The sequence below is a fragment of the Hahella chejuensis KCTC 2396 genome, assembly GCF_000012985.1.
Lineage (GTDB): Bacteria > Pseudomonadota > Gammaproteobacteria > Pseudomonadales > Oleiphilaceae > Hahella > Hahella chejuensis.
Genome location: NC_007645.1, coordinates 6,293,048 through 6,316,028 on the forward strand (window position 1 = coordinate 6,293,048; position 22,981 = coordinate 6,316,028).

Consider the following 22,981-nt stretch of genomic DNA (forward strand, 5'->3'; position numbering starts at 1 on the left):
GCTTATTTACCCAGCGCCGCCTGACCCAGACTCCACATGGGCAGGAACACGCCCAGCGCCAGAATCAGCACCATCACGCCCATCACCACCAACAGAATGGGTTCAATGGATTCCGCCAGTCGTTTAAGGGAGTATTCGATTTCCTCATCATAGAAATTCGCCACCTCCACCAGCAGACTATCCACTGAACCGGTTTCTTCTCCCACCGCCAGCATTTGCATTACCAATGGCGAGAACATGTTGGTGGCCCGCGCCGTGCGCACCAGCGTGTCGCCGCGCTCAATACCGTTCCGCATGTCAGCGATAGCGGAGCCGACATATTTGTTGTCCACCGCTTCCGCCACCAAGGTCAGCGCGGAAGTGACCGGCAGCCCCGCCGCCAGCATCATGGAAAAGTTGCGGGAAAAGCGGGACAGCGCCACCAGTTCAAACAAAGGACCAACGATGGGTATACGCAGTTTGAAGCGATCCCAGCGATAGGCGCCCTGAGGCGTTTTTTTCCAACGGATAAAGCCATAAATCGCAGCCGCCAACCCCGCCGCCACAAACCAGCCGTAATTAATCATAAAATTGGACGTCGCCACCAAAATCTTGGTGGGCAGGGGCAAGTCGGCGCCGAACTTGGCGAACACGCCGGCGAAGGCGGGAATCACGAAGAAGTTAACCACCAGCAACGCGATAGTGATCGCCACCACCACCATGATGGGATAGCGCACCGCCTGCCCCACCCGCTTGCGGGTATCCCGCTCCAGTTCGATATTTTCCCCCAATTGCCGAAATGACTCTTCCAGTTGTCCGGTGTTCTCCCCCACCAGAATCATGGAGACGAAAAGCTCATTGAAGGTGCGGGGATGGGCGCGCATGGCGGTGGCCAGGTTCACCCCGCCCTCCAGACGCCGCGCCACGTCGTCCAGCACTTCCGCCAGCGTCTCGGAGCGCGTGGATTCCGCCAGTCCGCGTATGGCGCGAATAATCGGGATGCCGGCGCGGCTGAGCGCATGCATTTGACGACAGAGAATCACCAGCTCATCCAGCGTTACTTTTTTGCGGAAGATGGGCAGTTTTTTCAGCCACAGCAGCACGTCCGTTTGCGCTTCCTGCTCCTGAATGCTGGTGGGCGTCACGCCTTTACGCAGCAGCTCATTGGCCAGCGCTTCCCGGTTGACGGCCTCCTGCACGCCTTCAATCAGCGCGCCCTTGCTGTCGCGCCCTTTAAATGCAAAATTCGCCACGGTCAGCTGAACTCCAGATGGCTCGGTGAGTGCGGCAGATCGCCCAACGACGCCGAGATGCGGAATACTTCGTCCAACGTGGTGACGCCTTCCCGCGCATAGTCCAACGCGCTCAGCGCCAGCGGGCGATAATGCAGAGAACGTTTGGCGGCGTGAGTGAAAGCGCTCTGATCGTTCTTACGCAGCGCATCCAATAGCGCGTCGCTCATTTCCAGTAATTCATAGACCCCGATACGGCCGCGGTAACCGGAGTTGCCGCATTGATAGCAGCCTGCGCCTCTGAAGAAGTGCGTGGGCAAGGATTCCTGAGTCATGGCGTGCAGCCAGATTTTTTCCTGCTCGCTGGCCTGATAAGGCTGCTTGCAGTTATCGCAAATACGTTTCACCAGACGCTGCGCCACCACCGCCGTCAGCGCGCTGGCCACCAGATAGGGTTCAGCGCCCATATCAATCAGGCGCATGGCGCTGGAGATGGAGTCGTTGGTGTGCAGCGTGGATAACACAAAGTGGCCGGTCATGGCGGCGCGCAAGCCGATTTCGGCGGTTTCCTGATCCCGCATTTCTCCCACCAGCACCACATCCGGGTCCTGACGCAATGCGGCGCGCAGCACGGACGCAAAGTCGAGCCCGATTTTCGGGTTCACCTGCACCTGCGTCACCCGCGGCAAGCGGTATTCCACCGGGTCTTCCGCCGTGATGATTTTCACTTCCGGCCGATTCAGTTCCGTCAATGCGCCGTATAGCGTGGTGGTTTTCCCGCTACCGGTAGGTCCGGTAACCAGGAGAATGCCATGGGGACGTTTAATCAGGATGCGCAGCCTGTCCAGCAGCTTCTTCGGCATGCCGGTGGCTTCCAGGTTCAACATGCCTTCGGTCTGATCCAGCAAGCGCATCACCACCGATTCGCCATACTGCACCGGCATGGTGGACAGACGCACATCAATGGAGCGGCCTTTGACCCGCACGTTAAAGCGGCCGTCCTGGGGCAGGCGCTTCTCGGAAATATTGAGGCCGGACATCAGTTTCAAACGCAACACCAGCGCCGCGTTGACGCGTCTTTCCTTCATCACCTGCTCGTGCAGCACGCCGTCGATACGCTGCCGCAGACGCACCACGTTCTCATCCGGTTCGATGTGGATATCTGAGGCGCGCGCCACCACGGCGTCTTCAAAGATGGACTGCAACAGGCGCACCACCGGCGCCTCGGTGTCATCGCCTCCCGCCGCCAGTTCCGCCAGATCGAAGGCGTCTTCGCCGAGCTCGTCTTCCAGTTCGCCGGCGATGCTGGCGATTTCCTCCGTGCGCCGATACACCAGATCCAACGTGTCCAGCAGTTCGCTTTCCCGCACTACCGCCTGCCGTATGGGTTGTTTCAGCACACGCACCAGTTCGTCGTAGCCGAAGATATCCATGGGATCAGACATACCCACCAGCAACTCGCCTTTCTCCTCCGACAACACGATAGCGCGGAAGCGGCGCGCCGCGGTTTCCGGCAGGCGTTTGATCAGCTCCTGATTGAACTGGTAATGGCGCAGTTGCACGAAAGGAATACCCATCTGCTGCGACAGGAAACGCAGCAGGCTGTCCTCATCCATATATCCCAGGTCAATCAGGGTGCGGCCAAGCTTGCGGCCGGCTTTTTTCTGCTCGCTCAACGCCGTCATCAGTTGCTCTTCTGTGATGACGCCGTTTTGCACCAGCAAATCGCCTAAACGTATTTTCTTTTTCGGTTCGACCATAATTACTCTCTATCTCTCCGCTGCGCTTGCGGTGTCAGCCGCCTCCGCCGCCTGGCTCCAATTGCTGGATGCGGCGGCTGGCGTACTGCGCCAGAGTCGTCTGTAATTCCGGATCGCCCACCGCCTGACGGTAGGCTTGCAACGCCGATTGACTGCGCCCGGTCTGATCCAGGGCGATGCCCAGCCCCGCCCACCAGTCGCCCTTGTGAGGGTGCGCTTCAATCAGAGCCGCATAGGAAGTGATGGCCTCTTCATAACGGCGCGCCTGTTGGTATAGCCCCGCCAGCAGGCTGTGGTAATCCGGCGCCGTTTCCACTTCCGGCGCTTCACTCTCTAACAGGGCGATGGCCTGCATGACCGCCCCGGTGGCCGCCAGAGTGCGCGCTTTCATTAGTTTGAAATCCACGCTGCTATATGCGTCGACGCTCTGCATCACTTGCAGCGCCTGGGCGTAATCTCCCCCGCCGATCAACCAGGTCGCCAACTGAAAGCGGCTGGCTTCATGCTCCGGCATTGACGCCAGCAAATCCCGTAAACGTTGCTCCGCCGCCTCAACATTGCCTTGACGATAGTCCTCCCGCGCCTGCTGCAAGGCGCGGGCGGCGATCGCTTCCGGCGTTTGCGACGGCGCAATATTCATCGCGGCGGGAGAGGGCGCCACCTCTTCCACCGGAGCTGCGGCGATAGCAATATGACGCGTCGGCGTAGCCGGCCTTTCCGGCGCGAGTTCCGGCTCCACCGCCCGCAGTGCAGGCGTCTCCAGCGCATTGCGAGACGTCAACGTCGTCCTGGCTTGCTCCTTGAGTTCAATATCCGCCGCGCTATTCATCTGCGCTTCACTGACGACCGGGCTTTCCTGCTTGACGGTGGGGGCCGCTTTTTGCGTCGTCATGGGCTGCAGCGGAGCGTCCTCGACGATCACAACCGGCTCCTGTTTGGGCTGCGTTTGTCGCGCTGGTTCCTGAGCGTATTGCGGCGTCGCGACAACAGGCGTATCCAGCTGCGTGACTTCCGAGGGAGCCTCCGCCATGGGATCAGGCGTCAGCGGCGTCTCGTCCTGAGCCTGCAACGTATTCACCATCGCCACCTGGGACACCACTGGCGTCGGCGGTTCCGATTGCGCCTGCATCCACCAGTAACCCCCTGTCAGTCCCGTCGTCACCAGGGCCAACGCAAGCACGCCTGACCAGCGCCGGGTCGCGCCGGAAGGCGCTTTCTGCAAGCTGTGCGGCGCCGGCGTCCGCAGCGCCGACTCCCGCTTATCCAGATCTCTGAGCACATCGTTGAGTAAGCTCACGCCCAACCTCCCAACCAGGCGAATCGGAGAGGACGGGCGCTTTCCGTATCTTTCACGGCGCGTCGCACATGGCCGGGCGCCACGGTTTTATCGCCATCGCCGTAGGCGGCGAGCATAGCCTTATGCGCCAGTACGTTCACCAGTCTGGGAACGCCGCCGCTGGCGCGAAATATGAGTTTGGCGGCGTCGGCGCGAAACAGGTTGTCACCGTTGTAGCCTGCGGCCATCAGGCGGTGCCGTATATATTGCTCCACCGAGTATTTATCCAGCGGACGGATGTATTCCTGAAACGTGATGCGCTGCTTCAGTTGCCGCAACTGCGGCTGCGACAACATGACATCCAGTTCCGGCTGGCCGAACAGCACGACTTGCAGCAACTTTCGCGATTCGGTTTCCAGATTGGTCAATAAACGCAGCGCCTCAATGGTCTGCTCGGGCATCGCCTGCGCTTCATCGATGACCAGCACGACACGCCGACCTTCCGCGCAATGGGCGATCAGTTGTTCGTTGATGAGTTTCAGCAACTGATGACGACCGCCGTTCAGCTCGCCCAAATTCACCTGCAGTTCGTCCGCCAAAGCCAAATAAAGATCCTGTGGCGACAGGCGCGGATTGGGGATGTAGGCGGACACGTAATCGCCATTGAGAAAATTCAACAAGCGGCGGCACAGCAGGGTTTTCCCTGTGCCCACCTCGCCGACCACTTTGATAAAGCCTTCCATGCTCTCCAGCGCGGCGCGCACCGTTTCAAAAGCGTTACGGTGCGTGGACGCGTCCAGATAAAAATGCGTGTTGGGCGTGAGGGAAAACGGCGCCTCGCGCAATCCGAAATGTGTTTCGTACATACGCCCTCCTTTCGCCGGTCAGAATTGCTCGCTCGCCCGGTGTTGCAGTTTGTCCATGCGCTGGCGGCTGCCGCGCAGATCCTGACGGTAACTTTCGCTGTCGGCGATAATTGGCCGGATCAAAATCACCAGTTCGCTCTTGAGTTCAGTGTCGCGTTTCTGTCTGAACGCATGCCCCAACAACGGGATGTCTCCCAGCAGCGGCACTTTCGCCTGCGTTTTTTCCGTGAGGTTGCGAATCAGACCGCCAATCACCACCACTTGTCCATTGCGGGCCTTGATCACACTGTCGGTCTCCCGCACGGAACTGAACGCCAACGGCAGCACCAGATCATTGGCCCCCAGGGAGATGGTCTTGGTCTGATCCTCCACGTCGCTCACCGTCGGATGCACGTGCAGCGTCACGTCGCCGTTCTCGCCAATCTGCGGGGTGACATCCAGAGCGATGCCGGAGAAAAACGGCGTGATCTCCACTTCCGAAATCAGGTTGCTGGTCCCACTGGTGGTGGTGGCGTCGTTAGTCTCAATGCCGGTGACGAAGAACTCGTCATCCCCCACCTTGATCACTGCTTTCTGGTTGTTGATGGTGGAGATGCGCGGGCTGGACAGCACCTGCACCGTGCCCTGCTCGCCCAGCAACTGCAGCAGCGTCGTGAAGTCGTTGATGCGCAGAGCGGCGCTGAACACGCCTTCCAACCCCGGGTTGGTGACGCTTCGGGAGGTCTGCCCCAACGTCAGGCTTTTGGTGGGGTCGCCGGAAGCGTCCACTTTGGAAGTGAATTCATCGAAATAAGACCAGTTCACGCCTTGCTCAAAGCCTTTGTTCAGCACCACTTCCAGAATTTTCACTTCCAGAATCACTTGCCGCTGCATAACCAGCTGAGCTTTATCGAGATACTCCTCCACCGCCGTCAATTCGCTCGGCGTCGCCCGCACCACCACGATGCCTGCGCCGCCATTCGTCACCACTTTTCGCCCTTCTTCATTGCCGACGATCGTAATCAGAGTCTCCTGCAAGGCGGTCCAGAAATCCGAGTCGGTTTGCGTGGTGATGCGCGATAACACTGCGTTGACGCCGCCGCCGGAATTATTGCTGTTGTTGTTACTATTGTTGTTGCTGGAGCTGCTGGAGGAAGAGCCTGATGAGTTGGACAACTGCCCGGAGCTCACCATGATGTCCGACGCGCCCTTGCGTTTGACGTTCAGGTAATTGATCTGAAAGATGCGGGTTTGCACGCCGCCGGGCAAGACTTTGAACAGATTGCCCTTGCGCTGATATTCAAAGCCATACAGCTGCTGAACGATCTCCATCACCTCATCCAGCGTGACGTTTTTCAAATCCAGGGAAACCGCCCCTTCCACGGCGGGATGCACCACCATGTTGTAGCCGGTGCCTTTCACCAGTCCCATGAAGAAATCTCTGGCCGGCGCGTTATTGACGGTGATGTCAAAGCGCTCCGCCGCCTGCATCGTCTCAGCCGCAGGCATGGTCGGCAGCAGCGCCTGCATGACGTCCGGCGGGGGCGCGGGCTGATGCGCCTGCGCCATCGTTTCTTCGGCTTCCTGCATGGCCTGGCCGATCGCCTGCGCGCTGGTCGGCGGCGGCTCGGGCTCATCCTTCCTGGGCGTAGCGGGCTGACTGGCGCACGCCGCCAGGCCGAAGCCGACCCAAACTGACAACAAGGTCCGCCAAAGACTTCTCATTCTTATCTCCGAATAATCAGCGCATCCTGGGACGCGCCTTGAACACTTTCGTACCAGCGCTGGCCGCGCCAGTCCAATAACACCCTGCGCGCTTCGATTTTCACCACGCGCACGGCGCCGGTTTGCTGTCCTTCCGCCAGGGTGACGCCGTTAATCGTCGCTACCTTGCGGGAAGTGGAATACAGGATCGAGTCCACATTGATCGCCGGACGACTGGGCGCCCCGCTGACCGCCACGCCATCAGCGCGCCATCCCATGGGCCGGGTGGGGTCCGCCAGGACTTCCCCATCCGGCAGCCGGAAGCTCTCTGCGCGGCCATGCATCGCCACGCCCAACAGCAAAAAAAACAGCGGCCATTTCTTTACGTCAAACACCCAGCCACCTCTCATCCAGTCCCAGGGTTTCAAACTCCAGCGTCACCTCCGCCCTGGGATAGACGTCCACCTTGTAATCCATGTCCACAATGCGTAGACGGGACTCATTGCGCTCAATCTTCTGAATGTATTGCAAGGTGTCGAAGTAGCCGCCGGTGAGCACCACTTTCACACGATGACTGAACAACACCGCGGCGGCCTCGCCTTCGCCGTGCTGAATTTTCCGCAGCGGCAGTTTAGCGACGGCGACCACTTGCAAACCGGGATGCTTGTGTAAAAGCGCCATCAGTAATTCAGGCATTTCTTCTGGGGCCACCAGACGCGAAAGGTTTTGTTTCAGTCGCTCCTGGCGGGCGTTGAGCTGGTTGCGCAAGCGCTCGTTTTCTTTGCGTAACGCGGCGTCCGGGTCCTGCGCCAATTGCTTGCGCAGCACGTCCGTCTGAGCGCTAAGGTCCACCAGCTCCAGATTGGCGGCGGCGATCGCCTGCTCCGCCGACCGATTGCTTCGCCACAGCGGCTCCCAGGCGAACTGGGCGTACAGCAATATCAGCGCGACAACCACCGTCGCCAGCAATATGCCTCTCTCCCGTACACTGAAGCGGTTCACGCGGGAGATCCATTTCTTCATCATGGCTGCTTGCCTCCCGCGCTGACCACGGGTTGACTGAGCTCCCGACTGTTCGCCACAGGACGGGACGCCCGCCCTTCCGGCTCTGGCGTCTCCACATAGGTATCCACTTCGAATAATCGGGCGCTGGCGCTTTCCTGCTCCGGTTTCAGGGTCAGCATGTTAAATGCGCGTCCGCGTAAAGCCGGCTCATCGCCCAGCGCCTGCAGATAAGCGGGGAGTAAGTCTGGTTGCAGGGTGGCCCCGCTGAAAATCAGACGCTCGCCGCCTTGTTGAATCCGAATGCGCTGCAACCATAGAGGCTCCTGGCGGTGCCGCGCCAGGGCAACCATCAGCTCGCTGTAGGACATGGCGCCGCCGTCCGCTTTCAGACCGGATTCCAGCGCCGCCAGCAACGCCTCGGTATTCTGCATTTGCAGGCGCAAACGGTTATTGTCCGATTGCAGACGGGTATCGCGGGCGCGGGCTTCCAGTTGTGCGCGCATATTGTCTATTTCCGTCACCAACGCCTGCTTGCGCGATTCGGCGGTTAGCTGGCTCCTCGTCACCTCGGCGCTGCGCCATACCAGATATCCTGTGTAACAACCGCCTAACACCATCACCGCCACTACGGCGGCGATCATCACAGGGATGGAAAGCGGATCTCGTCGCGGGCGAAACGCTTCTACATATAAATTAACCTGTTGCATCAGACGCTTTTCCTTCCCCCGGCGGCCTTGCGCATAGCGCCGCCGCAGGCCACCCAGTGAATGGCCGATGCGAGTTGATCGTCCGGCAGTCCGACTTTGTCTTCCTGCAGCGTTTGCACGGTCAGTCCCAGCGCTTCGTCCAATTGCGACAAGAGCTCCGCCTCATTCACCACAGAGCCCGCCATCAACCGACGGGGCGGCGCTTGTCCCATCTGGCTTTCGAAATAGTCAAAGGAGCGCTGTACTTCCAACGCCAGTTGCTGTCCCACCCAGGACTTGCGCTCGGGGTCGGCCAGCGCCTCCATGTCCGCATCCAGACGACGGGACAGGTAGACGGAGCCGTTTTTGATTAACAGCATGAGGCCGGTGTTTTCCCGCATCATCATCAGGCCAAGGGATTTGCCGTCTTCCTCGAAAGGTTGCGCCAGATTGCGCAGAGCCAATTCTGTGATATCGATGGAAGACAACACCAGGCCGCTGTCGTTGATGACGCGGATGAGTTCTTTTAGCAGGGATTTACGGGCGGTCACGACGTTGACTTGGGCGGGTCTGCCGCGCAAGGCGTCGCTGGGATATTCGAAAACATCGATAATGGCGTCATCAATGGCGTAGTCCAGCAGATCTTTCACCTTCCAGCGCACCGCTTCCCGCAGTTCGCTTTCCTCGACGCTGGGGCGTTCGATTTGATGCAGAGCGTACATTTCCGGCGGCAGCACCAGATTGCAGGCCATTTTCTCCAGTTTGCGCTCGTTCACGAAAGCCTTGAGCGCACCGGCCCGCTGCGCAGCGCGGGCGTCCAGATAATCGATGGCGCGGATATGGGATTGTCCGCCGGCCGGCTCCGAGACGGCGATAGCCATTCCGTCCGGCCTTACTTCAATGCCGACCAGCCCTTTTTTGCCTTTGGAAAAGGAAAGCCATGAAAGCAATCTAATACCTCGTTTTAAGCGCCGACGGCCGCACCACGCGGTGATATCTAACGGCCGGTATCCTTACAACGGGCACACTGATCCTAGTTTTTACATAACTTCAGCTTAGACCACTAACTTATTGTTGCAAATGTAAAAGTGTAAAAAAGGATTTGACAAAAACAGCGTTTTGCAGACTTCTGGAATAGAGATATACGACGTCGTTTGAGGGCTTTCAGGCAGATGAAGATTCAGCGCAGTAATCGTACCTTCCCCTTATCGTTTCACACTGCGCTTGCAACGGAGCGTTAGGTTTCGCCAGCGTCTTACAGCTTGACAGGAAGGCATACGCAGCAACAAAAAAGGGGCGCCGCCGCGCCCCTTGAAAGCCCTTACGGGCGAAGGTGCAAACAAGAGTTCTTACTGCCAGGCCGACAGATTACTGCCGGTCAATTCGGCGACGAATTTCTTCTCGCCGGAGTAGTAGCTGCTGAGCACTTCCCGGCTGTCCGGGTCGATTTTCGGCAGCGGTTTGGAGCTCACATTCAAACGCCTCAGCAGTTCAGGCGCGCCAGTGCGCTTAATGACTTCCGTTAAACGGGTGTAGCCGGATTTGGCCAGCATCCGATAGGTGCGCACCATGATGTTTTCCAGAAACAGAAAACGATAGGAACGCGCCTGATTGCGACGCTGCTCCACGCCTTCGGGCAGGAAGTCCACATCCTGACAGCCGAGAAATTCGTAGACTTCGCGAAAGCCTCTGGCGTAATCCTTGTTGAAGTCCTCCAGCACGATAATTTTGATCTGTTCTTTGGGAAAGCTCGCAAAGAAAGGCTCCAGATACTGGGTGTAACAACCGAACTTCAGGTGCTCTTCATTGCGAATAAACTCCGCAAAAGAAGTGCTGCCGGCGATATCGCCTTTGCGGATGGCGTGCAGGTAATCGGAAAACGTGCGCTGCACCGGATCGCGCACAATAGCGATGATCCTGGCCTCCGGAAAGTGGCGGCGTATGCGCTCCGCCGCACCCGGCCGATACATGTACGTTACCGAGAACTCCCCCTTCAACAGACGATCGTCGCAGCCTTTGAACTGCGACTCATACCAGGCGAATTCATGCTGATCATACAGATCGCTGAAGTAGTTAATTTCTTTTGGGTTGCCGTCGAATATTTCCGGGTGTTGCACCAGATTTTCGAAAAACCAGGTGGACCCGCATTTCCCTGAACCGATGCCGATAAAGTCGACGTTGAATGGTTTAGCCATGTTGCGCCATCCTCTCCTTGGGCTCTTCCACTTTTTCCTCTGTCTTCATGGGAACGATACGCGCGGGATTGCCGATGGCGATCGAGTTGGCGGGCACGTCCGTGATCACCAGACTGTTGGCGCGCACCACCACGTTATCGCCGATGGTGACGTCACCCAGCACCTTGCATCCGGGCTCCAGGGTGACATTGTCGCCAATGATCGCCAGACGCGGCTTGCCGCGAATATTGCCGACCGTGACGCCTTCATACACGGTGAAGTTATCGCCGATCTCCTCCGCCAGTACAAAAATGCCGGAGAAGTTGCACACCACCATGCCCTTGCCGATCCTCGCATAGCTCTGGATGCTGACGCCGGTGAACATTTGCACCAGATAAAACAAAACGAAGTACGCCGCTTTTAACAGCAACGACAAAGGTTTGAATTTGACGTCGCCGGCCTGTCTCCCGAAGCGATACACCATCGCCGCGAGCGTCCCTCTGTGCGGCAATGCGCGCAGACAATTGGCGGTGGAGGCGTCGCCGTAGAGCAGCTCCGCCTTGCGCCTCACATCCTGTTTAATGTTCGTTATCATGTTCCGTCTTCAGTAATTGACCACCTTCTTGCCTTCCCGCTTCTCCGCCATCCAGTTGGTTTCCCGGGAGATAATGCGGGCGGGGTTCCCCATCACCGTGCAATTGTCCGGCACGTCGGAGATCACCACCGAATTGGCGCCGACCACGACGTTATCGCCGATCTTCACACTGCCCAACACCTTGGCGCCAGCGCCGAGGAAGACATTGTCGCCAAGCTTCGGCGGCTCCGGCTGTTCACGCAGGTGACCGGTGGTTACGCCCTGGAACACGATGCAGTTGCCGCCTATTTCGCCTTCGCTGATGAAGATGTTGGAAAAGTTGTGGATGACGAATCCCGGACCGATTTTGGCTTTGGAGGGAATGTAGATGCCGAAACCCAGCACCACCAATACCTTGCCCAGGGCGTAGGGAATGTAAAGAGGAATACGCAGCAGAGCGGGCTTGATGGTGCGCGCCCAGCTCCCATAACGATAGACGATGACGGCGATGGTGCCCGGCTCCAGAAATACCCGTACGTTACGGGTGAACCAGCTTTTCTGGCTGAGAAACCATTGCTGCTTGAATTTGACGTCCGCCTTGATCAGGCTGATAAGTCCCATCTTTTGCATAAGTCCTTTTGCTGTCCGTTGCTCAGACGCCGGCGGATTCCGCTACGCACCCCGCCACATACGTCGCCATGGCGCCGAAGGTGTCGAATGTCTCCGGCTCCAGACTTTCGCTGTCGATTTCGATATCGAACTCTCCCTCCAACGCCACAATCAGTGAAATACGTTGAATGGAATCCAGATTCAGGGGTTCGTCGAGACCCACGCCTTCATAATCGACGCGGGTGACGCCGCCTACAACTGACTTCAAGCGCTCTAGCGTATCCGATTGGCTCATATTATTTTCTCCATGTTCACGTCCATTTAAGCCTTTGTTTCCGTATCCGTTCCTACGGACTGCGCAGCGAAGCGTCAGCCCTTTTTGATATACAGGCGGTAGGGGAATTTCTCAGTTACCTGGATCACCGGGTTGTGACCCACGTAGATATAATAGGTGCGGCAGATCAGTTCGCCGCAATAGTAGCTGGAGCTGCCCGGCACCACTTCCTGTTTGATTTCGCGGTAGATATCGGCGACCTGGCGGTAAGTTTCCAGACCCATTTCCCGCAGCAGCTCGCCAATACCGATTTTACCCTGCAGTAATTGTTCACTGATTTGCTCAGGCAGATCCTGCGTCTTGATGATGGAGGTGGCGTACGCGTAGATGTCGCCGCTTTCCACGCCGCGAATGCAGACATTGCGTCGCAGTACGGTATCGCCTTTCCGGCAGGACATCTCCTCCACGTCCTCTTCCAACGCCTGTTCGTGCTGGCCGAGTTGCTCGACCATCAACGGCTCCCAGTAATAAGCTTCCAGGGTCTTGGTCACAGTGCCGTCAGTGACCAGCAGCGTCCGCAAAATCGGCGGCATCGCGGCGATGTCGAGACTCTCATCGCGCTTGTTGGTAATGATGCCGCCAGCAATATATCCCTTTGCTTTAAAACAATCTAACATGCTCTCCACCTTGTACTTAACTTTGCGGATTAAAGATACTTTCTGAGCACCTTGCCCAGAGGACTCTTTGGAATTTCGTCCACGAATTCGATAATTTTCGGTGTTTTATAAGAAGCCAAATGCTCCGCGCAGCTGGCCGCCACCATCTCCCTGGTGACGCCGGCGCCGGCCTTCACCGCCACCTTGACCATTTCGCCGTACATGCCGTCGGGTTTGCCCAAAGCCACCACTTCCAGCACACCGGGAATACGCCGAATCACAGCCTCCACATCCGCCGGGTCGACTTTATGACCGGCGACATTGATCATCAGCTTTTTGCGCCCGACGATGATCAGATTGCCTGCCTCATCCAGGCGCCCTAAATCTCCCGTATGGTAACCGTCTTTGCGGAAGGTTTCCGCACTTAATTCCGGCAACCCCCGGTACTCATGGGTCATGGCTGGAGAGTCGATCACTACCTCCCCCTCCTGACCTGCCGCTACCGGCTCTCCCTCATCGTCCAGCAGACGAATAACGGAGCCAGACACCGGCTTGCCGACGGAGCGAAAGTTAGCGGCCGAAACATGCGCATTCACCGCCGCGGCGCCGGTTTCCGTAGAGCCATATAACTGCCCCAGAGGTATGCCGAAGGCCTCGCGGAAGCCGGTGAATATGTCTTCCTCCAGCGGCGCTCCAGCCGTATACGCCAAGCGTAATCGGCTCAGATCCGGCGCCTGTTTGAATGGCGTCATCGCCATCATTTTGCACATAAACGGCACGGAAGGCAGCAAGGTCGCCTGATGTTCCGACACCAGCCGCATCATTTTTCGCGCATTGAACTCGCCATGATGAATCAACAGCGTTCCGCCGTTCATCAACGCCGCCAGAAAACAGTTGCCAAAGCCATGAGCGTGAAACAGCGGTACGCTGCAGGCGATAACATCTTCATGGGTGATGCTCAGCGTGGCGGCGGAGCCCTCCACTTCCGCCATCACCTGCGCCTGCGTGCGCGCCACCTGTTTGGGCGAGCCGGTGGAGCCGGATGAAAACATGATGACGGCGTCCGCCGTTCCTGGATAACGGCTTTCCGGGGCGTCCTCATCCGACACAGGCAAAGCGTCATCCAGCCCAATCACACAACGCGCCATCTCAGCGGGAAGCTTCGCTTCCGCTTCAGGAACGACAAAGGCGAAGCGCACTCGGGCGTTGTCGAGGTACAACGCGGTTTCTTCCTGTGTGTAGGCCACGTTTAACGGCAACAGTACGCCGCCGTTGGCCCAGACCGCCAGCGAGATCGCTACGAAGTATATGGAGTTGGGAACCAGCGCCGCCACCGCTTCGCCGGGACCGACGCCAGCCGCCCGCAATACGCGGGCGTATCCGACAGCGGCGCTGATCATTTCGCGATAACTGTAGGAAGTCTCGCGCCAAACAACGGCTTCCTTGTCAGGAAACCGTTGCGCCTGCTCAACAAAACGTGCAAATAACATATGATTACGACTTCACTCTATGCTTTGGTTTGCAGCTCTTTATAGCCGGTGGCCTTCAATTTGCCGTAGAGATTGAACAGCTCTACAAACGCCTTGAAGATGACTAACGGATTGGCGCCGGTGGCGGCCCCTGACAACCTGGGATAGTGACTGACGGGCACTTGCTTGATCGTGCAGTGCATCATGCCCGCCTGAGCCAGAATCTCCGTGTTGATCATGGCGCCTTCCGCCTCAATCCGAATGCTCTGAATAAAATCACGCCGGAAAATCTTGAAGGCGCAATCAATATCCCGCACTCGAATTCCAAACAGGTAGCGCACCAGAACTCCCCAACAGTAAGCGTTCAGCTTGCGATGCCAGGGGTCGGCGCGCTGCGCCCGGTAGCCCACCACGATGTCGTAATCGTTGATGTGCCGCAGCAGCAGGTCGACTTCCTCCAGGTCGAACTGACCATCTGAATCGGAGAAGAAAATAAAATCTCCCCGCCCCGACTTCAGGCCGGTCCTGACCGCGCCGCCATACCCTTTGTTCTGCACATGGTGGATGGGACGCACTTCCTCATGCTCCTGACGCAGGCGTTCGAGGATATCCCGTGTGCCATCGGAGCTGCCGTCGTTGACGACGATGATCTCTACGGTTTCAAAATGCTTCTTAAACGCTCCTATCGCCTTCAGGACCGTCATTTCTATATTCGTTTCTTCGTTATAGGCGGGGAATACAACAGATACGCTAGATAATTTCTTATTTTGCGCGGAAGCCGATGCTTCCGTCTGGGCATCCTCTGTGGGCGCCTTATCCACCTTACGTAATATGATGTCCGCTTCCATTGAACTGTCCTTTGTTTCGCTGGGTTATTCCATTGCGGCGTTGACTTGACCACCCGTAAATCACGCAGCCAGAAATTTGTCCTTGGTGAACACCGTTTGCGGCGTTCGCAGCTCACGGGAACTGCGCCAGGACTGCACGCCAGATAGTTCAAAGTTGAAAGACATCACTTCCACGCCGGCTTTCACCAGCGCTTCCATCACCCGGCGTTTACGGGTGGACTCACAATAGAACATCATGAAGCCGCCGCCTCCGGCGCCACTGACTTTACCGCCCAGGGCGCCGGCTTTCACCGCGTCTTCATAAATCTGGTCGAGTTGACCGTTGGATATGGTCGCCGCCATTTTCTTCTTCTCTTGCCATGCATAATCCAGCAGTTTGCCGAATTCGTCCGGGCGACCGGTCAGCAGCGCTTTTTTCATTTCCACCGCATGCGCCTTGAGGTTGTGCATGGCGTTCAGGCTCGCCTGATCGTTGCGCTCCACGTTCTTGACCTGGGACTCAATGATGCGCGAGGACAGCCGGTTCTTTCTGGTGTACGCCAGAATCAGGTTGTATTCGAGTTCATGAATAACCCAGGGGTCGATGCGCAGCGAGTTGACGATGACGTGGTCTTTCTGGAACTCCATGAAGTTGAAGCCGCCGAAAGCGCTGGCGTACTGGTCCTGCATGCCCCCCAGAATCCCCAGATCGCCACGTTCGATTTCGCAGGCGCGACGGGCGATGTCGTAAGGGCTTAACGCCAGGTTCTTCAATTCTCTGAAAGCGCCGATCAACGACACCACCATGGCTGACGAAGAGCCCAGACCGGACCCTGGCGGGGCGTCATTGTGGGTGACGATGCGTAAACCGGCGGAACCTTCGTAAAAGCGCTTGATCACGCCTTTGGCCAGATCGCTTTCGCCATTGAACTGAAGATCCTTGTTGGCTTTGATGCGGGTAATGCTTTCGAAATCCTGCGAGTAGATTTCTATCTGCGGAACTTCCCGCAATTCCAGATGGGTGTATGCGTATTTGTTTATGGTGACGTTCAGAACATTGCCGCCATATATATCGGAGTAGCTGGCGATATCGGTGCCGCCTCCGGCGAAGCTGATCCTTAGCGGAGCTTTTGATCGGTAAAACATAAAGTCGTCCTTTCCCTAGTTTTGTAACCTAATCACTTTGAATACGTCCAGTTACAACAAACTGCAGTCCTTGCGCTTCAGGAAGCGCGATACAGTGTTGCGTCCCTTTCAACAATAAATTGCTGTGCAATGAGATAACCGATAACCCTCTCCACGCATTCGGACAGGGATAACGCATCGGTATTCAGAGTCAATTCCGGATTGACTGGCGGTTCATAAGGAGAATCAACGCCGGTGAACTTTTCTATGCGGCCCGCACGGGCTTTCTTGTACAAACCTTTGGGGTCGCGTTGTTCACATACGTTGAGAGGCGTCGACACATGGACCTCGACAAACTCGCCGGGCTCCAGCATTTGACGCACTATTTTTCTATCTTCGCGGAAGGGGGAGATGAAAGCGCTCAGAACGATCATGCCGCTGTCGACAAACAACTTGGCGACTTCGCCTATTCGGCGGATGTTCTCGACCCGGGATTCGTCGGAGAAACCCAGGTCTTTGTTCAGCCCATAACGGACGTTGTCACCGTCCAACAGATAGGTGTGGCGCCGCCACTCAAACAACTGCGCCTCCACCGCATTGGCGATCGTGGATTTGCCTGCTCCGCTAAGGCCGGTGAACCACAGTAGGCAAGGTTTCTGCGTCTTGATGGACGCACGCTGGGATTTACTGATTTTATGCTGATGCCAGACAATGTCGGCGCAGACGTCATTCCCAGACTTTATTGTATATTCCTTAGCCACCGTCGTACTCCTGAAGCCATGTGCGAAACGCAAATCCGCGTTCATTTCCTTATCCGTGGGAGCAATCTCAGCAGAGTAAAGCAGCAGCCCAATGTCCTCAGCGAGGCAAAAAGCATGCCCGAGCTACGGCAAAAACAGGGAAAAAACGCAGATGACGCTTATATGACAGTCCAGGGAAAACGCGGGGCCGATGAGCGCCGCTTACGACATGGACAAATAAAGAGCTGTTTTATCTTTCACTTAAGTCGGGTTTAACGATGGCCTACGCGGGAAGAAGTCGAGATAGGAGATCACGACTTTGAGCCTGCGCCTCCGTAAAAAACACTGAGAAAAAATGATTTTTCGCACAGGTCCCAGGATGAAAACGGCCCGATTTTCACACCAAAATTTGATTCATTTAGGGGCGCTGACAAAGAAAAAGGGGCAGCCGCTTATACGCCAAGTGTAAAGAAAATAATAAGATGAATGTCGGTTCAGTTTACGCTTTGGCCATTTTCTCTGCTCACTTATTAATCTCTGTAAACCTTCTCACTACTTTTAACGACCAACAAAACCGGAAGTGTTGAATTTTTTTACATATTGTTTTTGCACCAACTTTGACCATTCAGTCAGATTATCCTCAACATCCCGCGCCACTAAAGGGTTTCCGGCCCATAACCTCTATACATCGGGTATTTCAGCGAGAAAAAGCTGGCGTCAAAAAGGAGAAATTGCGCTCATTTATTGTCATCTCCACGGGTTTTCATTTTACAAACCTGTCATCCTGCCCCACCTCCTTTGGCTCGAATATTGCCTTTTCGGGAGTTAATAACAGGTTAAGCCTGTTTGCTTTTCAGCCAGGATTTACGTCACTTTCAGAAGGAATGCATACAAAGTGAAGCCAGAAAAAAGGAAATTTAAAATCGCCATGGTGGCGGCCTGCCCTTTCCCCGCCAATCATGGATCGCCGGCTTCCATCAGGGAAATGTCGGAAGCGCTGGTAAGCCTGGGCAATGAAGTCCATATCGTCACCTACCCCATTAAAGAGGATATTCCTGTGGTCGGGCCGCACATACACCGGGTGCGGGTTCCGGGGTTCAAGAAAAACGCCATACGGGTCGGTCCTTCCCCTGAGAAGTTCCTGTTTAACCCGCTGATGGTGTTCAAACTCATACGCGTCATCCTCAAATACGATATCGACATTATTCACGCTCACAATTATGAAGGCGTTTTGATCGGCTGGCTGGCCAAACTGATCACGCGCCGACCGTTGCTGTACAACGCGGTCAACAGCATGGCCGACGAATTGCCCACCTACGACTTCTTCAAAAACAAAGACTTCGCCCGCAAGCTGGCGGCTTTTCTGGACAAAACGTTGCCCTTCAAAGGGGATCATGTCACCGCGGTGTCCGATGATCTCAAACACTTTCTGGTGAAACTGGGCGTGGAGGCGGACAAAATCACTGTACTGCCCGCCGGGGTCGTACCTGAGATGTTCGATAACCCCAATCCCGAGCGCATCTACGCCCGTCACCAACTAAGCAAAGACGACCACTATCTGGTTTACACAGGGAGTCTAGACGCCTTTCAGCGAATCGACTATCTGCTGGAGACCATGGCGCGGGTAGCCGCCCGCCGCAATGACGTGAAGCTGTTATTGGTCGGCAATATCTCCAACCCGGAAGCTCATCGAAAATACCAGCGCATGGCGGAGGATCTCGGCATCGCTCATCAAGTGCTGTTCTGCGATCAGGTGCCATTGGACGAGCTGCCGGATTATCTGGCGGTCGCCGATGTGGCGGTGATTCCTCGCCCGGAGTGCCCGGGACACCCGGTAAAAGTGTTGAATTACATGTCCGCCGGCGTCGCCATCGCCGGCTTTCGCGGCGGCGCCAAGGGACTGACTCATGAGTGCAATGCGCTGATCGTGGACAACCATGACTGCGACGCGCTCGCCGACGCTGCGATTCAATTATTGGACGACGGCGCCAAACGCCAGCGTCTGGGACACGCCGCCCGTCAGGTCGTAGACAAGTTCTACACCTGGCGACAGTTGGCGCAAGGCATTGAGGTGCTGTACGAACATTTGTATACGGGAGGAGAACGCGCGCCCAGAGAAAAGCTGCGTGAGTTCATTCTGGAGACTTACTCTCCAAACGACGTAAGATCTTGAAGTGCATAAAAGGAATGGAGTGCGGCAAAGGAACAATCCGTCCTTTTTCAACGCTATCGAAACGCTGGCGCGAATGTGCGGATTCTGGCAATCTGCGCATTCGCCCACATGCAACGGCGAAGCCGGCGTCCGCGTCACGCCGGTGGGGCCTGGCGTCAGCGCCAGCCCTGGGAACGGGCTCTTGCAGCCGATTTATATGGAGGTTAGGTAACCATGGCCGGTTTACTGGCGGCGGATATCCGCAGGAAGCGCTCACACTATGTGCGCATCGACAATTTCGTCAACAAGTACCTGAAAATCACGTTCCAGCTGGGCACGCTCTATCTGTGCTCGTACCGTCTGGGGCACTATGCCGCGCGCGCGCGCAATCCCTTGTTGAAGCTGGCGGCGTGGCTTTTATATTTTCCGACCGAGTTTCTGCTGGGCTCCATCACCGGCATTCGCATCCCTCCCCAGGTCGCTATCGGTCCCGGTCTGGTCATCCATAATTTCTCCGGCGTTTTTATCGACGCGGAAATCGTGGGCGAAGACTGCACCGTCAACCAGTGCGTCACCGTCGGCCCGGACTATCAACGCAAAGGCCGTCCCCGTCTGGGCGACAATGTCTTTATCGGCTCCGGCGCCAAGATTCTGGGAAATATCACCATCGGCGACAATGTGGTGGTCGCCTCCAACGCGCTGGTGATCGACTCGGTTCCGGACAACTGTACTGTCGTCGGCGCGCCGGCCCGGATCGTTTCGCGCAACAACACCAGCAGTTACCTTAAGTTCAAACAACCCAAGCGTTGACGGCGTACTTATGGCGACCACTGTGGCCCACGCACTTTGCGGTATCGACTGTCTCCTGGCGGCCCATGCGCTGCGCGGCGGCGCGGTCATGCCCAAAGCGGCCGCGCTGGCGTTTTTCGCATTGCTCGGCAATGCGCCGGATCTGGATATGCTGGTCGGATATTTCATCAGCGGCGACCATCTCGCTTATCACAGTCGCGCATCTCATGCGCCGGCGACGTTATTGGTTTTGGCCGCCTTATTGGCGTGGCCCCACTGGAGATTTCTGGCGCTCTGGCCAGGCTATTTTCAGCGCTTCGCAGTGATCGTCTGCGCTCTGCTCAGTCATACCCTGCTGGATTTTCTCACCGGCCCACAGCGAGGGCTGCACAGCAGCTTTGGCGCGCCGCTGCTTTGGCCGTTAAGCGACGTCCGCGTCTCCGCGCCGTTCTCTTTATTGATTGGACCTCACCACGACACCCTGGACCGTTTTATCGGCTGGCGCAATGTGTGGGCGGTGGCGTCCGAGTTATTGCTGTTCGCGCCGCTCACCTGGCTGCTTTGGCGCCAGGCGCGCGGGGCCCGCAACACCATAGAAGGATTCAAATGACTGGACGCATGCTGAACATCTTGAAGCGCAATTTCGTCTTTTCCGTATTCATCGTAGCGATCGTCGGATTGATCGGCTACCTGCTGCTGTCCGCCAAGAAGCATATGGAAATCACCAACACGGAAATCGCCCGCAATGTGGGGAACGCCGCGCCAGTGGAGCTGCACAAGGTCGGCGCGGGCGCCGTCACCTCCCGCTTCGCCGCCACCGCCGTCGCCACGGAAGGGGTTTCCGTCGCGATACGTCCGCAAATCGAAGGCGCTATCAGGGCGCAACCGGTCAAGCTGGGCGATCTGGTGGTCGAAGGTCAGGAGCTTTTCCGCCTGGATGACGCCTTGTACAAGTCCAATTACACACTGGCGAAATCTCTGGTGGAGAACCGCAAAACCTTGCTGGACTACTACAGCGCCAATCTCAGTGAAATGAAGAGCCTGCTGGAAGGCGAATATGTTTCTCAGGAGCAGTATAAGACCGCCTTCCTCAACTTCACCCAGTCGCAAAGCAGTCTGGCCGAAGCCACCCATCAACTGAACAACGCCAGCCAGGAACTCAAACAAACGCAAGTGTCCTCGCCGATCTCCGGCGTCGTCAGCGAAGTAAAGAGCTTTCCCGGCGTCTATATCAAGAAGGGCGAGGAAGCGCTGGTCATCAATTCCATCGACCCGATTCTGTTCAAGATTCTGCTGCCGGAAAAAGAGCTGGGCAACTTTTCACTGGGCAAGGCCGTGGATATCCGCCTGTCCGCCTTCACCAACACCACCCTGCGCGGAACGATCTACCGGGTGGACCCGGAGCTGGATGAAAGCCAGGGCGCCGCCCGGGTCTACGTGCAGGCGCCCAATCCCGAGCTGACCGTGAAGCCCGGCATGACCGGCACGGTGTATCTGGAGCAGAACAAAAACACCGTGCGCATTCCTTCCATCGCCCTGATCAATCGCTTTGACGACGACGCGGTGGTGTTTCGGGTCAGCGAATCCGGCGCGGCGGAATTGACCCCGGTGAAGGTAGGCATCGCCGGCGACGGCTATGTGGAAATCATTGAGGGGCTGCATGTGGGAGACGAGATTGTGGTGGCGGGACAGCAGAGTCTGAAAGCCGGAGATAAGGTAAAAGGATAAGGAATTCATGATGTCAGCCAGGTTGTCGCTATCACTCGCCGCCGGCGTCTGCATGACGCTGAGTGCGGGAGTTTGTCATGGCTTTGAAGACCGCCCCGAGTTTAAGGCCCTGTTGAGTAAAATGTGCCGCACCAGCCCGCAATTGCAGGTGCAGCGACTGGAAATCGCCTCTCTGCGCAAAGAGTTCGAATACACATCGGGACAGGCGTGGTATCCGGAAGTGACCCTGAGCGCAGGGCCGCAGTACTACGAAGGCGAATCCGTGGGCAACTTCGCCTTCGAGCAGAATCAGAGCGCCTTCATCGACTCAGACAATGAAACCTCCGTCAGCGGACGCCGCTCCGGATTTGTGAATCAGGCCAAGGTGGCGCTGGACGCGCCCATCTATCGCAATAGCCGCTGGGTGGGACAGGAAACCGACGACGCCGCGATTCTGCGCCAGCGCATCGAATACGAAGCCGCCAAGCATCAGAAGCTGTTTCAGGAAAGCCTGCTGGATCTGGTGGAGGTGCTGGTGTCCCTGCAACAGGCGCAGCAACAGGAAGTTCTGCTGCGGGAACTGTTGGTGGACGCCCAGTCGCAACTGGATATCGCGCACAATGCCGTCCGCGCCCGTCTGATCGAACGCTCGGATCTGCTGGAGGCGGAAGGCGCCGTCGCCGAACTGGAGGGCGAGCTGCAGCAAACGGCGAATAACCGGGATTATCTGAGCCAGAAATTCGCCTTCCTGGCGCAGACCACGGAGGCCATACCAACGCTGGATTTCAAACTGGACTCCCTGCCCCCTGCGGGAGATCTTGAGTCCCTCGTCGAGGCGGCGGAGAACAGCAGCATCGACGTCATTCTGCAACAAGCCCAACTCGCCATCGCCCGCCGCCAGTATGATCAGGCGCGCCACGACAACGGCGTCGCATTTGGCCTGAGCGGCTCCGTGCGCGGTGTGGCGGATGAGGACTTCGGCGAGAGCAAACATCTCGCCACGGTAGGCGTCAGTCTTGAGGTAAAGTTGCAGGACACCCTGCGCGCCAGCGGCAAGTCCCGCTATTGGGCGCTGCAAGTGGAAAAAGAACAGAGGCAGTTGGATCTGATCAGGGCGAACCAGCGCATCGTCACCCTGCAAAATTATCGGGACTATCAACAGCAATTATTGACCTTGAAGAACTCGCTCAGCGCCCTGGAGCGCGCCAGATCCGAGCTGGAGAAGAACCAGGAGCTGTTTCGACTGGGCAAGGTGGGCGTCAGTGAGGTGATCGAATCCCGTTCCGATATCCGACAAATTGAGCTGGGCAAATTGGACGCCTACGCCAAGCTGTGGCTGCTGCAGTTCCGGCTGACGCCGGGCGCGCGATGGTCCTGCTCCGTAAAGGGAGATTAATC

23 protein-coding genes are annotated in these 22,981 nt (G+C 57.1%); 5 read left to right on the forward strand and 18 right to left on the reverse strand.

Features of this window, described 5'->3' with window-relative positions; genetic code table 11:
• Positions 1 to 2: 2 nt before the first annotated feature.
• The 18 genes from HCH_RS27650 to cysC form a co-directional block, all read right to left on the reverse strand.
• Positions 3 to 1,232: a type II secretion system F family protein gene (locus HCH_RS27650; RefSeq protein ID WP_011399853.1), complete on the reverse strand. Its 1,230-nt coding sequence runs from the start codon at positions 1,230 to 1,232 to the stop codon at positions 3 to 5.
• Between the two features lie 2 nt (positions 1,233 to 1,234).
• Positions 1,235 to 2,971 (reverse strand): GspE/PulE family protein, encoded by a 1,737-nt coding sequence (locus HCH_RS27655; protein ID WP_011399854.1) that lies wholly within the window; start codon positions 2,969 to 2,971, stop codon positions 1,235 to 1,237.
• Between the two features lie 34 nt (positions 2,972 to 3,005).
• On the reverse strand, positions 3,006 to 4,268 hold the full coding sequence (locus tag HCH_RS27660) for a tetratricopeptide repeat protein (protein WP_011399855.1): 1,263 nt from the start codon (positions 4,266 to 4,268) through the stop codon (positions 3,006 to 3,008).
• Positions 4,265 to 5,113 (reverse strand): ExeA family protein, encoded by an 849-nt coding sequence (locus tag HCH_RS27665; protein WP_011399856.1) that lies wholly within the window; start codon positions 5,111 to 5,113, stop codon positions 4,265 to 4,267. The genes HCH_RS27660 and HCH_RS27665 overlap by 4 nt, the downstream gene beginning before the upstream one ends.
• Before the next feature lie 18 nt (positions 5,114 to 5,131).
• On the reverse strand, positions 5,132 to 6,817 hold the full coding sequence (gene mshL, locus HCH_RS27670; RefSeq protein ID WP_011399857.1) for a pilus (MSHA type) biogenesis protein MshL: 1,686 nt from the start codon (positions 6,815 to 6,817) through the stop codon (positions 5,132 to 5,134).
• A 2-nt stretch (positions 6,818 to 6,819) separates the two neighbouring features.
• Entirely contained in the window at positions 6,820 to 7,191 is a 372-nt protein-coding gene (locus tag HCH_RS27675; RefSeq protein WP_158304998.1) for a general secretion pathway protein GspB, read from the reverse strand.
• Positions 7,184 to 7,822, reverse strand: a complete 639-nt coding sequence (locus HCH_RS27680; protein ID WP_011399859.1) for a hypothetical protein — start codon at positions 7,820 to 7,822, stop codon at positions 7,184 to 7,186. The genes HCH_RS27675 and HCH_RS27680 overlap by 8 nt, the downstream gene beginning before the upstream one ends.
• Positions 7,819 to 8,508: a hypothetical protein gene (locus HCH_RS27685; RefSeq protein ID WP_011399860.1), complete on the reverse strand. Its 690-nt coding sequence runs from the start codon at positions 8,506 to 8,508 to the stop codon at positions 7,819 to 7,821. Before HCH_RS27685 ends, HCH_RS27680 begins: the two co-directional genes overlap by 4 nt.
• Positions 8,508 to 9,437 carry a hypothetical protein gene (locus tag HCH_RS27690; protein ID WP_011399861.1) on the reverse strand — a complete coding sequence of 310 codons (930 nt, stop codon included), beginning with the start codon at positions 9,435 to 9,437 and terminating at the stop codon, positions 8,508 to 8,510. The genes HCH_RS27685 and HCH_RS27690 overlap by 1 nt, the downstream gene beginning before the upstream one ends.
• A 399-nt stretch (positions 9,438 to 9,836) precedes the next feature.
• Positions 9,837 to 10,682, reverse strand: a complete 846-nt coding sequence (locus HCH_RS27695) for a sulfotransferase family protein (protein ID WP_011399862.1) — start codon at positions 10,680 to 10,682, stop codon at positions 9,837 to 9,839.
• A complete protein-coding gene (locus HCH_RS27700; RefSeq protein WP_011399863.1) occupies positions 10,675 to 11,256 on the reverse strand; it encodes a serine acetyltransferase in 582 nt (193 codons plus the stop codon). The genes HCH_RS27695 and HCH_RS27700 overlap by 8 nt, the downstream gene beginning before the upstream one ends.
• 9 nt (positions 11,257 to 11,265) lie before the next feature.
• Positions 11,266 to 11,865 (reverse strand): serine O-acetyltransferase, encoded by a 600-nt coding sequence (locus HCH_RS27705; protein WP_238384937.1) that lies wholly within the window; start codon positions 11,863 to 11,865, stop codon positions 11,266 to 11,268.
• 22 nt (positions 11,866 to 11,887) lie between these two features.
• Complete coding sequence (locus HCH_RS27710) at positions 11,888 to 12,139, reverse strand: acyl carrier protein (RefSeq protein WP_011399865.1); 252 nt, start codon at positions 12,137 to 12,139, stop codon at positions 11,888 to 11,890.
• Between the two features lie 74 nt (positions 12,140 to 12,213).
• Positions 12,214 to 12,795, reverse strand: a complete 582-nt coding sequence (locus HCH_RS27715; RefSeq protein WP_011399866.1) for a chorismate--pyruvate lyase family protein — start codon at positions 12,793 to 12,795, stop codon at positions 12,214 to 12,216.
• A 29-nt stretch (positions 12,796 to 12,824) separates the two neighbouring features.
• Positions 12,825 to 14,264, reverse strand: a complete 1,440-nt coding sequence (locus HCH_RS27720; RefSeq protein ID WP_011399867.1) for a class I adenylate-forming enzyme family protein — start codon at positions 14,262 to 14,264, stop codon at positions 12,825 to 12,827.
• Positions 14,265 to 14,281: 17 nt separating this feature from the next.
• Positions 14,282 to 15,091 (reverse strand): glycosyltransferase family 2 protein, encoded by an 810-nt coding sequence (locus tag HCH_RS27725; protein ID WP_011399868.1) that lies wholly within the window; start codon positions 15,089 to 15,091, stop codon positions 14,282 to 14,284.
• Between the two features lie 60 nt (positions 15,092 to 15,151).
• Positions 15,152 to 16,216: a kinase gene (locus tag HCH_RS27730; RefSeq protein WP_011399869.1), complete on the reverse strand. Its 1,065-nt coding sequence runs from the start codon at positions 16,214 to 16,216 to the stop codon at positions 15,152 to 15,154.
• A gap of 77 nt (positions 16,217 to 16,293) precedes the next feature.
• Positions 16,294 to 16,956, reverse strand: a complete 663-nt coding sequence (cysC, locus tag HCH_RS27735) for an adenylyl-sulfate kinase (protein WP_011399870.1) — start codon at positions 16,954 to 16,956, stop codon at positions 16,294 to 16,296.
• Positions 16,957 to 17,830: 874 nt separating this feature from the next.
• On the opposite strand from cysC, the gene HCH_RS27740 reads away from it, so the two are divergent.
• The 5 genes from HCH_RS27740 (at position 17,831) to HCH_RS27765 (ending at position 22,979) form a co-directional block, all read left to right on the forward strand.
• The gene (locus tag HCH_RS27740; RefSeq protein ID WP_011399873.1) at positions 17,831 to 19,108 is read left to right on the forward strand and encodes a glycosyltransferase family 4 protein; all 1,278 of its coding nucleotides are present in this window, start codon (positions 17,831 to 17,833) and stop codon (positions 19,106 to 19,108) included.
• Positions 19,109 to 19,321: 213 nt separating this feature from the next.
• Complete coding sequence (locus HCH_RS27750) at positions 19,322 to 19,897, forward strand: serine O-acetyltransferase (RefSeq protein ID WP_011399875.1); 576 nt, start codon at positions 19,322 to 19,324, stop codon at positions 19,895 to 19,897.
• A gap of 10 nt (positions 19,898 to 19,907) precedes the next feature.
• Positions 19,908 to 20,486: a metal-dependent hydrolase gene (locus HCH_RS27755; protein WP_011399876.1), complete on the forward strand. Its 579-nt coding sequence runs from the start codon at positions 19,908 to 19,910 to the stop codon at positions 20,484 to 20,486.
• Positions 20,483 to 21,604 carry an efflux RND transporter periplasmic adaptor subunit gene (locus HCH_RS27760; RefSeq protein WP_011399877.1) on the forward strand — a complete coding sequence of 374 codons (1,122 nt, stop codon included), beginning with the start codon at positions 20,483 to 20,485 and terminating at the stop codon, positions 21,602 to 21,604. The genes HCH_RS27755 and HCH_RS27760 overlap by 4 nt, the downstream gene beginning before the upstream one ends.
• A gap of 7 nt (positions 21,605 to 21,611) precedes the next feature.
• Entirely contained in the window at positions 21,612 to 22,979 is a 1,368-nt protein-coding gene (locus HCH_RS27765) for a TolC family protein (protein WP_011399878.1), read from the forward strand.
• Positions 22,980 to 22,981: the final 2 nt, after the last annotated feature.

Excerpts from the sequence above, each read along its gene's own strand:
- HCH_RS27665 (WP_011399856.1), bottom strand. The coding sequence starts at position 5,113 with ATGTACGAAACACATTTCGGATTGCGCGAGGCGCCGTTTTCCCTCACG.
- HCH_RS27755 (WP_011399876.1), top strand. The coding sequence starts at position 19,908 with ATGGCGACCACTGTGGCCCACGCACTTTGCGGTATCGACTGTCTCCTG.
- HCH_RS27705 (WP_238384937.1), bottom strand. The coding sequence starts at position 11,865 with ATGCAAAAGATGGGACTTATCAGCCTGATCAAGGCGGACGTCAAATTC.
- HCH_RS27680 (WP_011399859.1), bottom strand. The coding sequence starts at position 7,822 with ATGATGAAGAAATGGATCTCCCGCGTGAACCGCTTCAGTGTACGGGAG.
- HCH_RS27710 (WP_011399865.1), bottom strand. The coding sequence starts at position 12,139 with ATGAGCCAATCGGATACGCTAGAGCGCTTGAAGTCAGTTGTAGGCGGC.
- HCH_RS27715 (WP_011399866.1), bottom strand. The coding sequence starts at position 12,795 with ATGTTAGATTGTTTTAAAGCAAAGGGATATATTGCTGGCGGCATCATT.
- HCH_RS27725 (WP_011399868.1), bottom strand. The coding sequence starts at position 15,091 with ATGGAAGCGGACATCATATTACGTAAGGTGGATAAGGCGCCCACAGAG.
- HCH_RS27700 (WP_011399863.1), bottom strand. The coding sequence starts at position 11,256 with ATGATAACGAACATTAAACAGGATGTGAGGCGCAAGGCGGAGCTGCTC.
- HCH_RS27750 (WP_011399875.1), top strand. The coding sequence starts at position 19,322 with ATGGCCGGTTTACTGGCGGCGGATATCCGCAGGAAGCGCTCACACTAT.
- mshL (WP_011399857.1), bottom strand. The coding sequence starts at position 6,817 with ATGAGAAGTCTTTGGCGGACCTTGTTGTCAGTTTGGGTCGGCTTCGGC.
- HCH_RS27765 (WP_011399878.1), top strand. The coding sequence starts at position 21,612 with ATGATGTCAGCCAGGTTGTCGCTATCACTCGCCGCCGGCGTCTGCATG.
- HCH_RS27760 (WP_011399877.1), top strand. The coding sequence starts at position 20,483 with ATGACTGGACGCATGCTGAACATCTTGAAGCGCAATTTCGTCTTTTCC.
- HCH_RS27730 (WP_011399869.1), bottom strand. The coding sequence starts at position 16,216 with ATGTTTTACCGATCAAAAGCTCCGCTAAGGATCAGCTTCGCCGGAGGC.
- HCH_RS27655 (WP_011399854.1), bottom strand. The coding sequence starts at position 2,971 with ATGGTCGAACCGAAAAAGAAAATACGTTTAGGCGATTTGCTGGTGCAA.
- HCH_RS27720 (WP_011399867.1), bottom strand. The coding sequence starts at position 14,264 with ATGTTATTTGCACGTTTTGTTGAGCAGGCGCAACGGTTTCCTGACAAG.
- HCH_RS27695 (WP_011399862.1), bottom strand. The coding sequence starts at position 10,682 with ATGGCTAAACCATTCAACGTCGACTTTATCGGCATCGGTTCAGGGAAA.
- HCH_RS27685 (WP_011399860.1), bottom strand. The coding sequence starts at position 8,508 with ATGCAACAGGTTAATTTATATGTAGAAGCGTTTCGCCCGCGACGAGAT.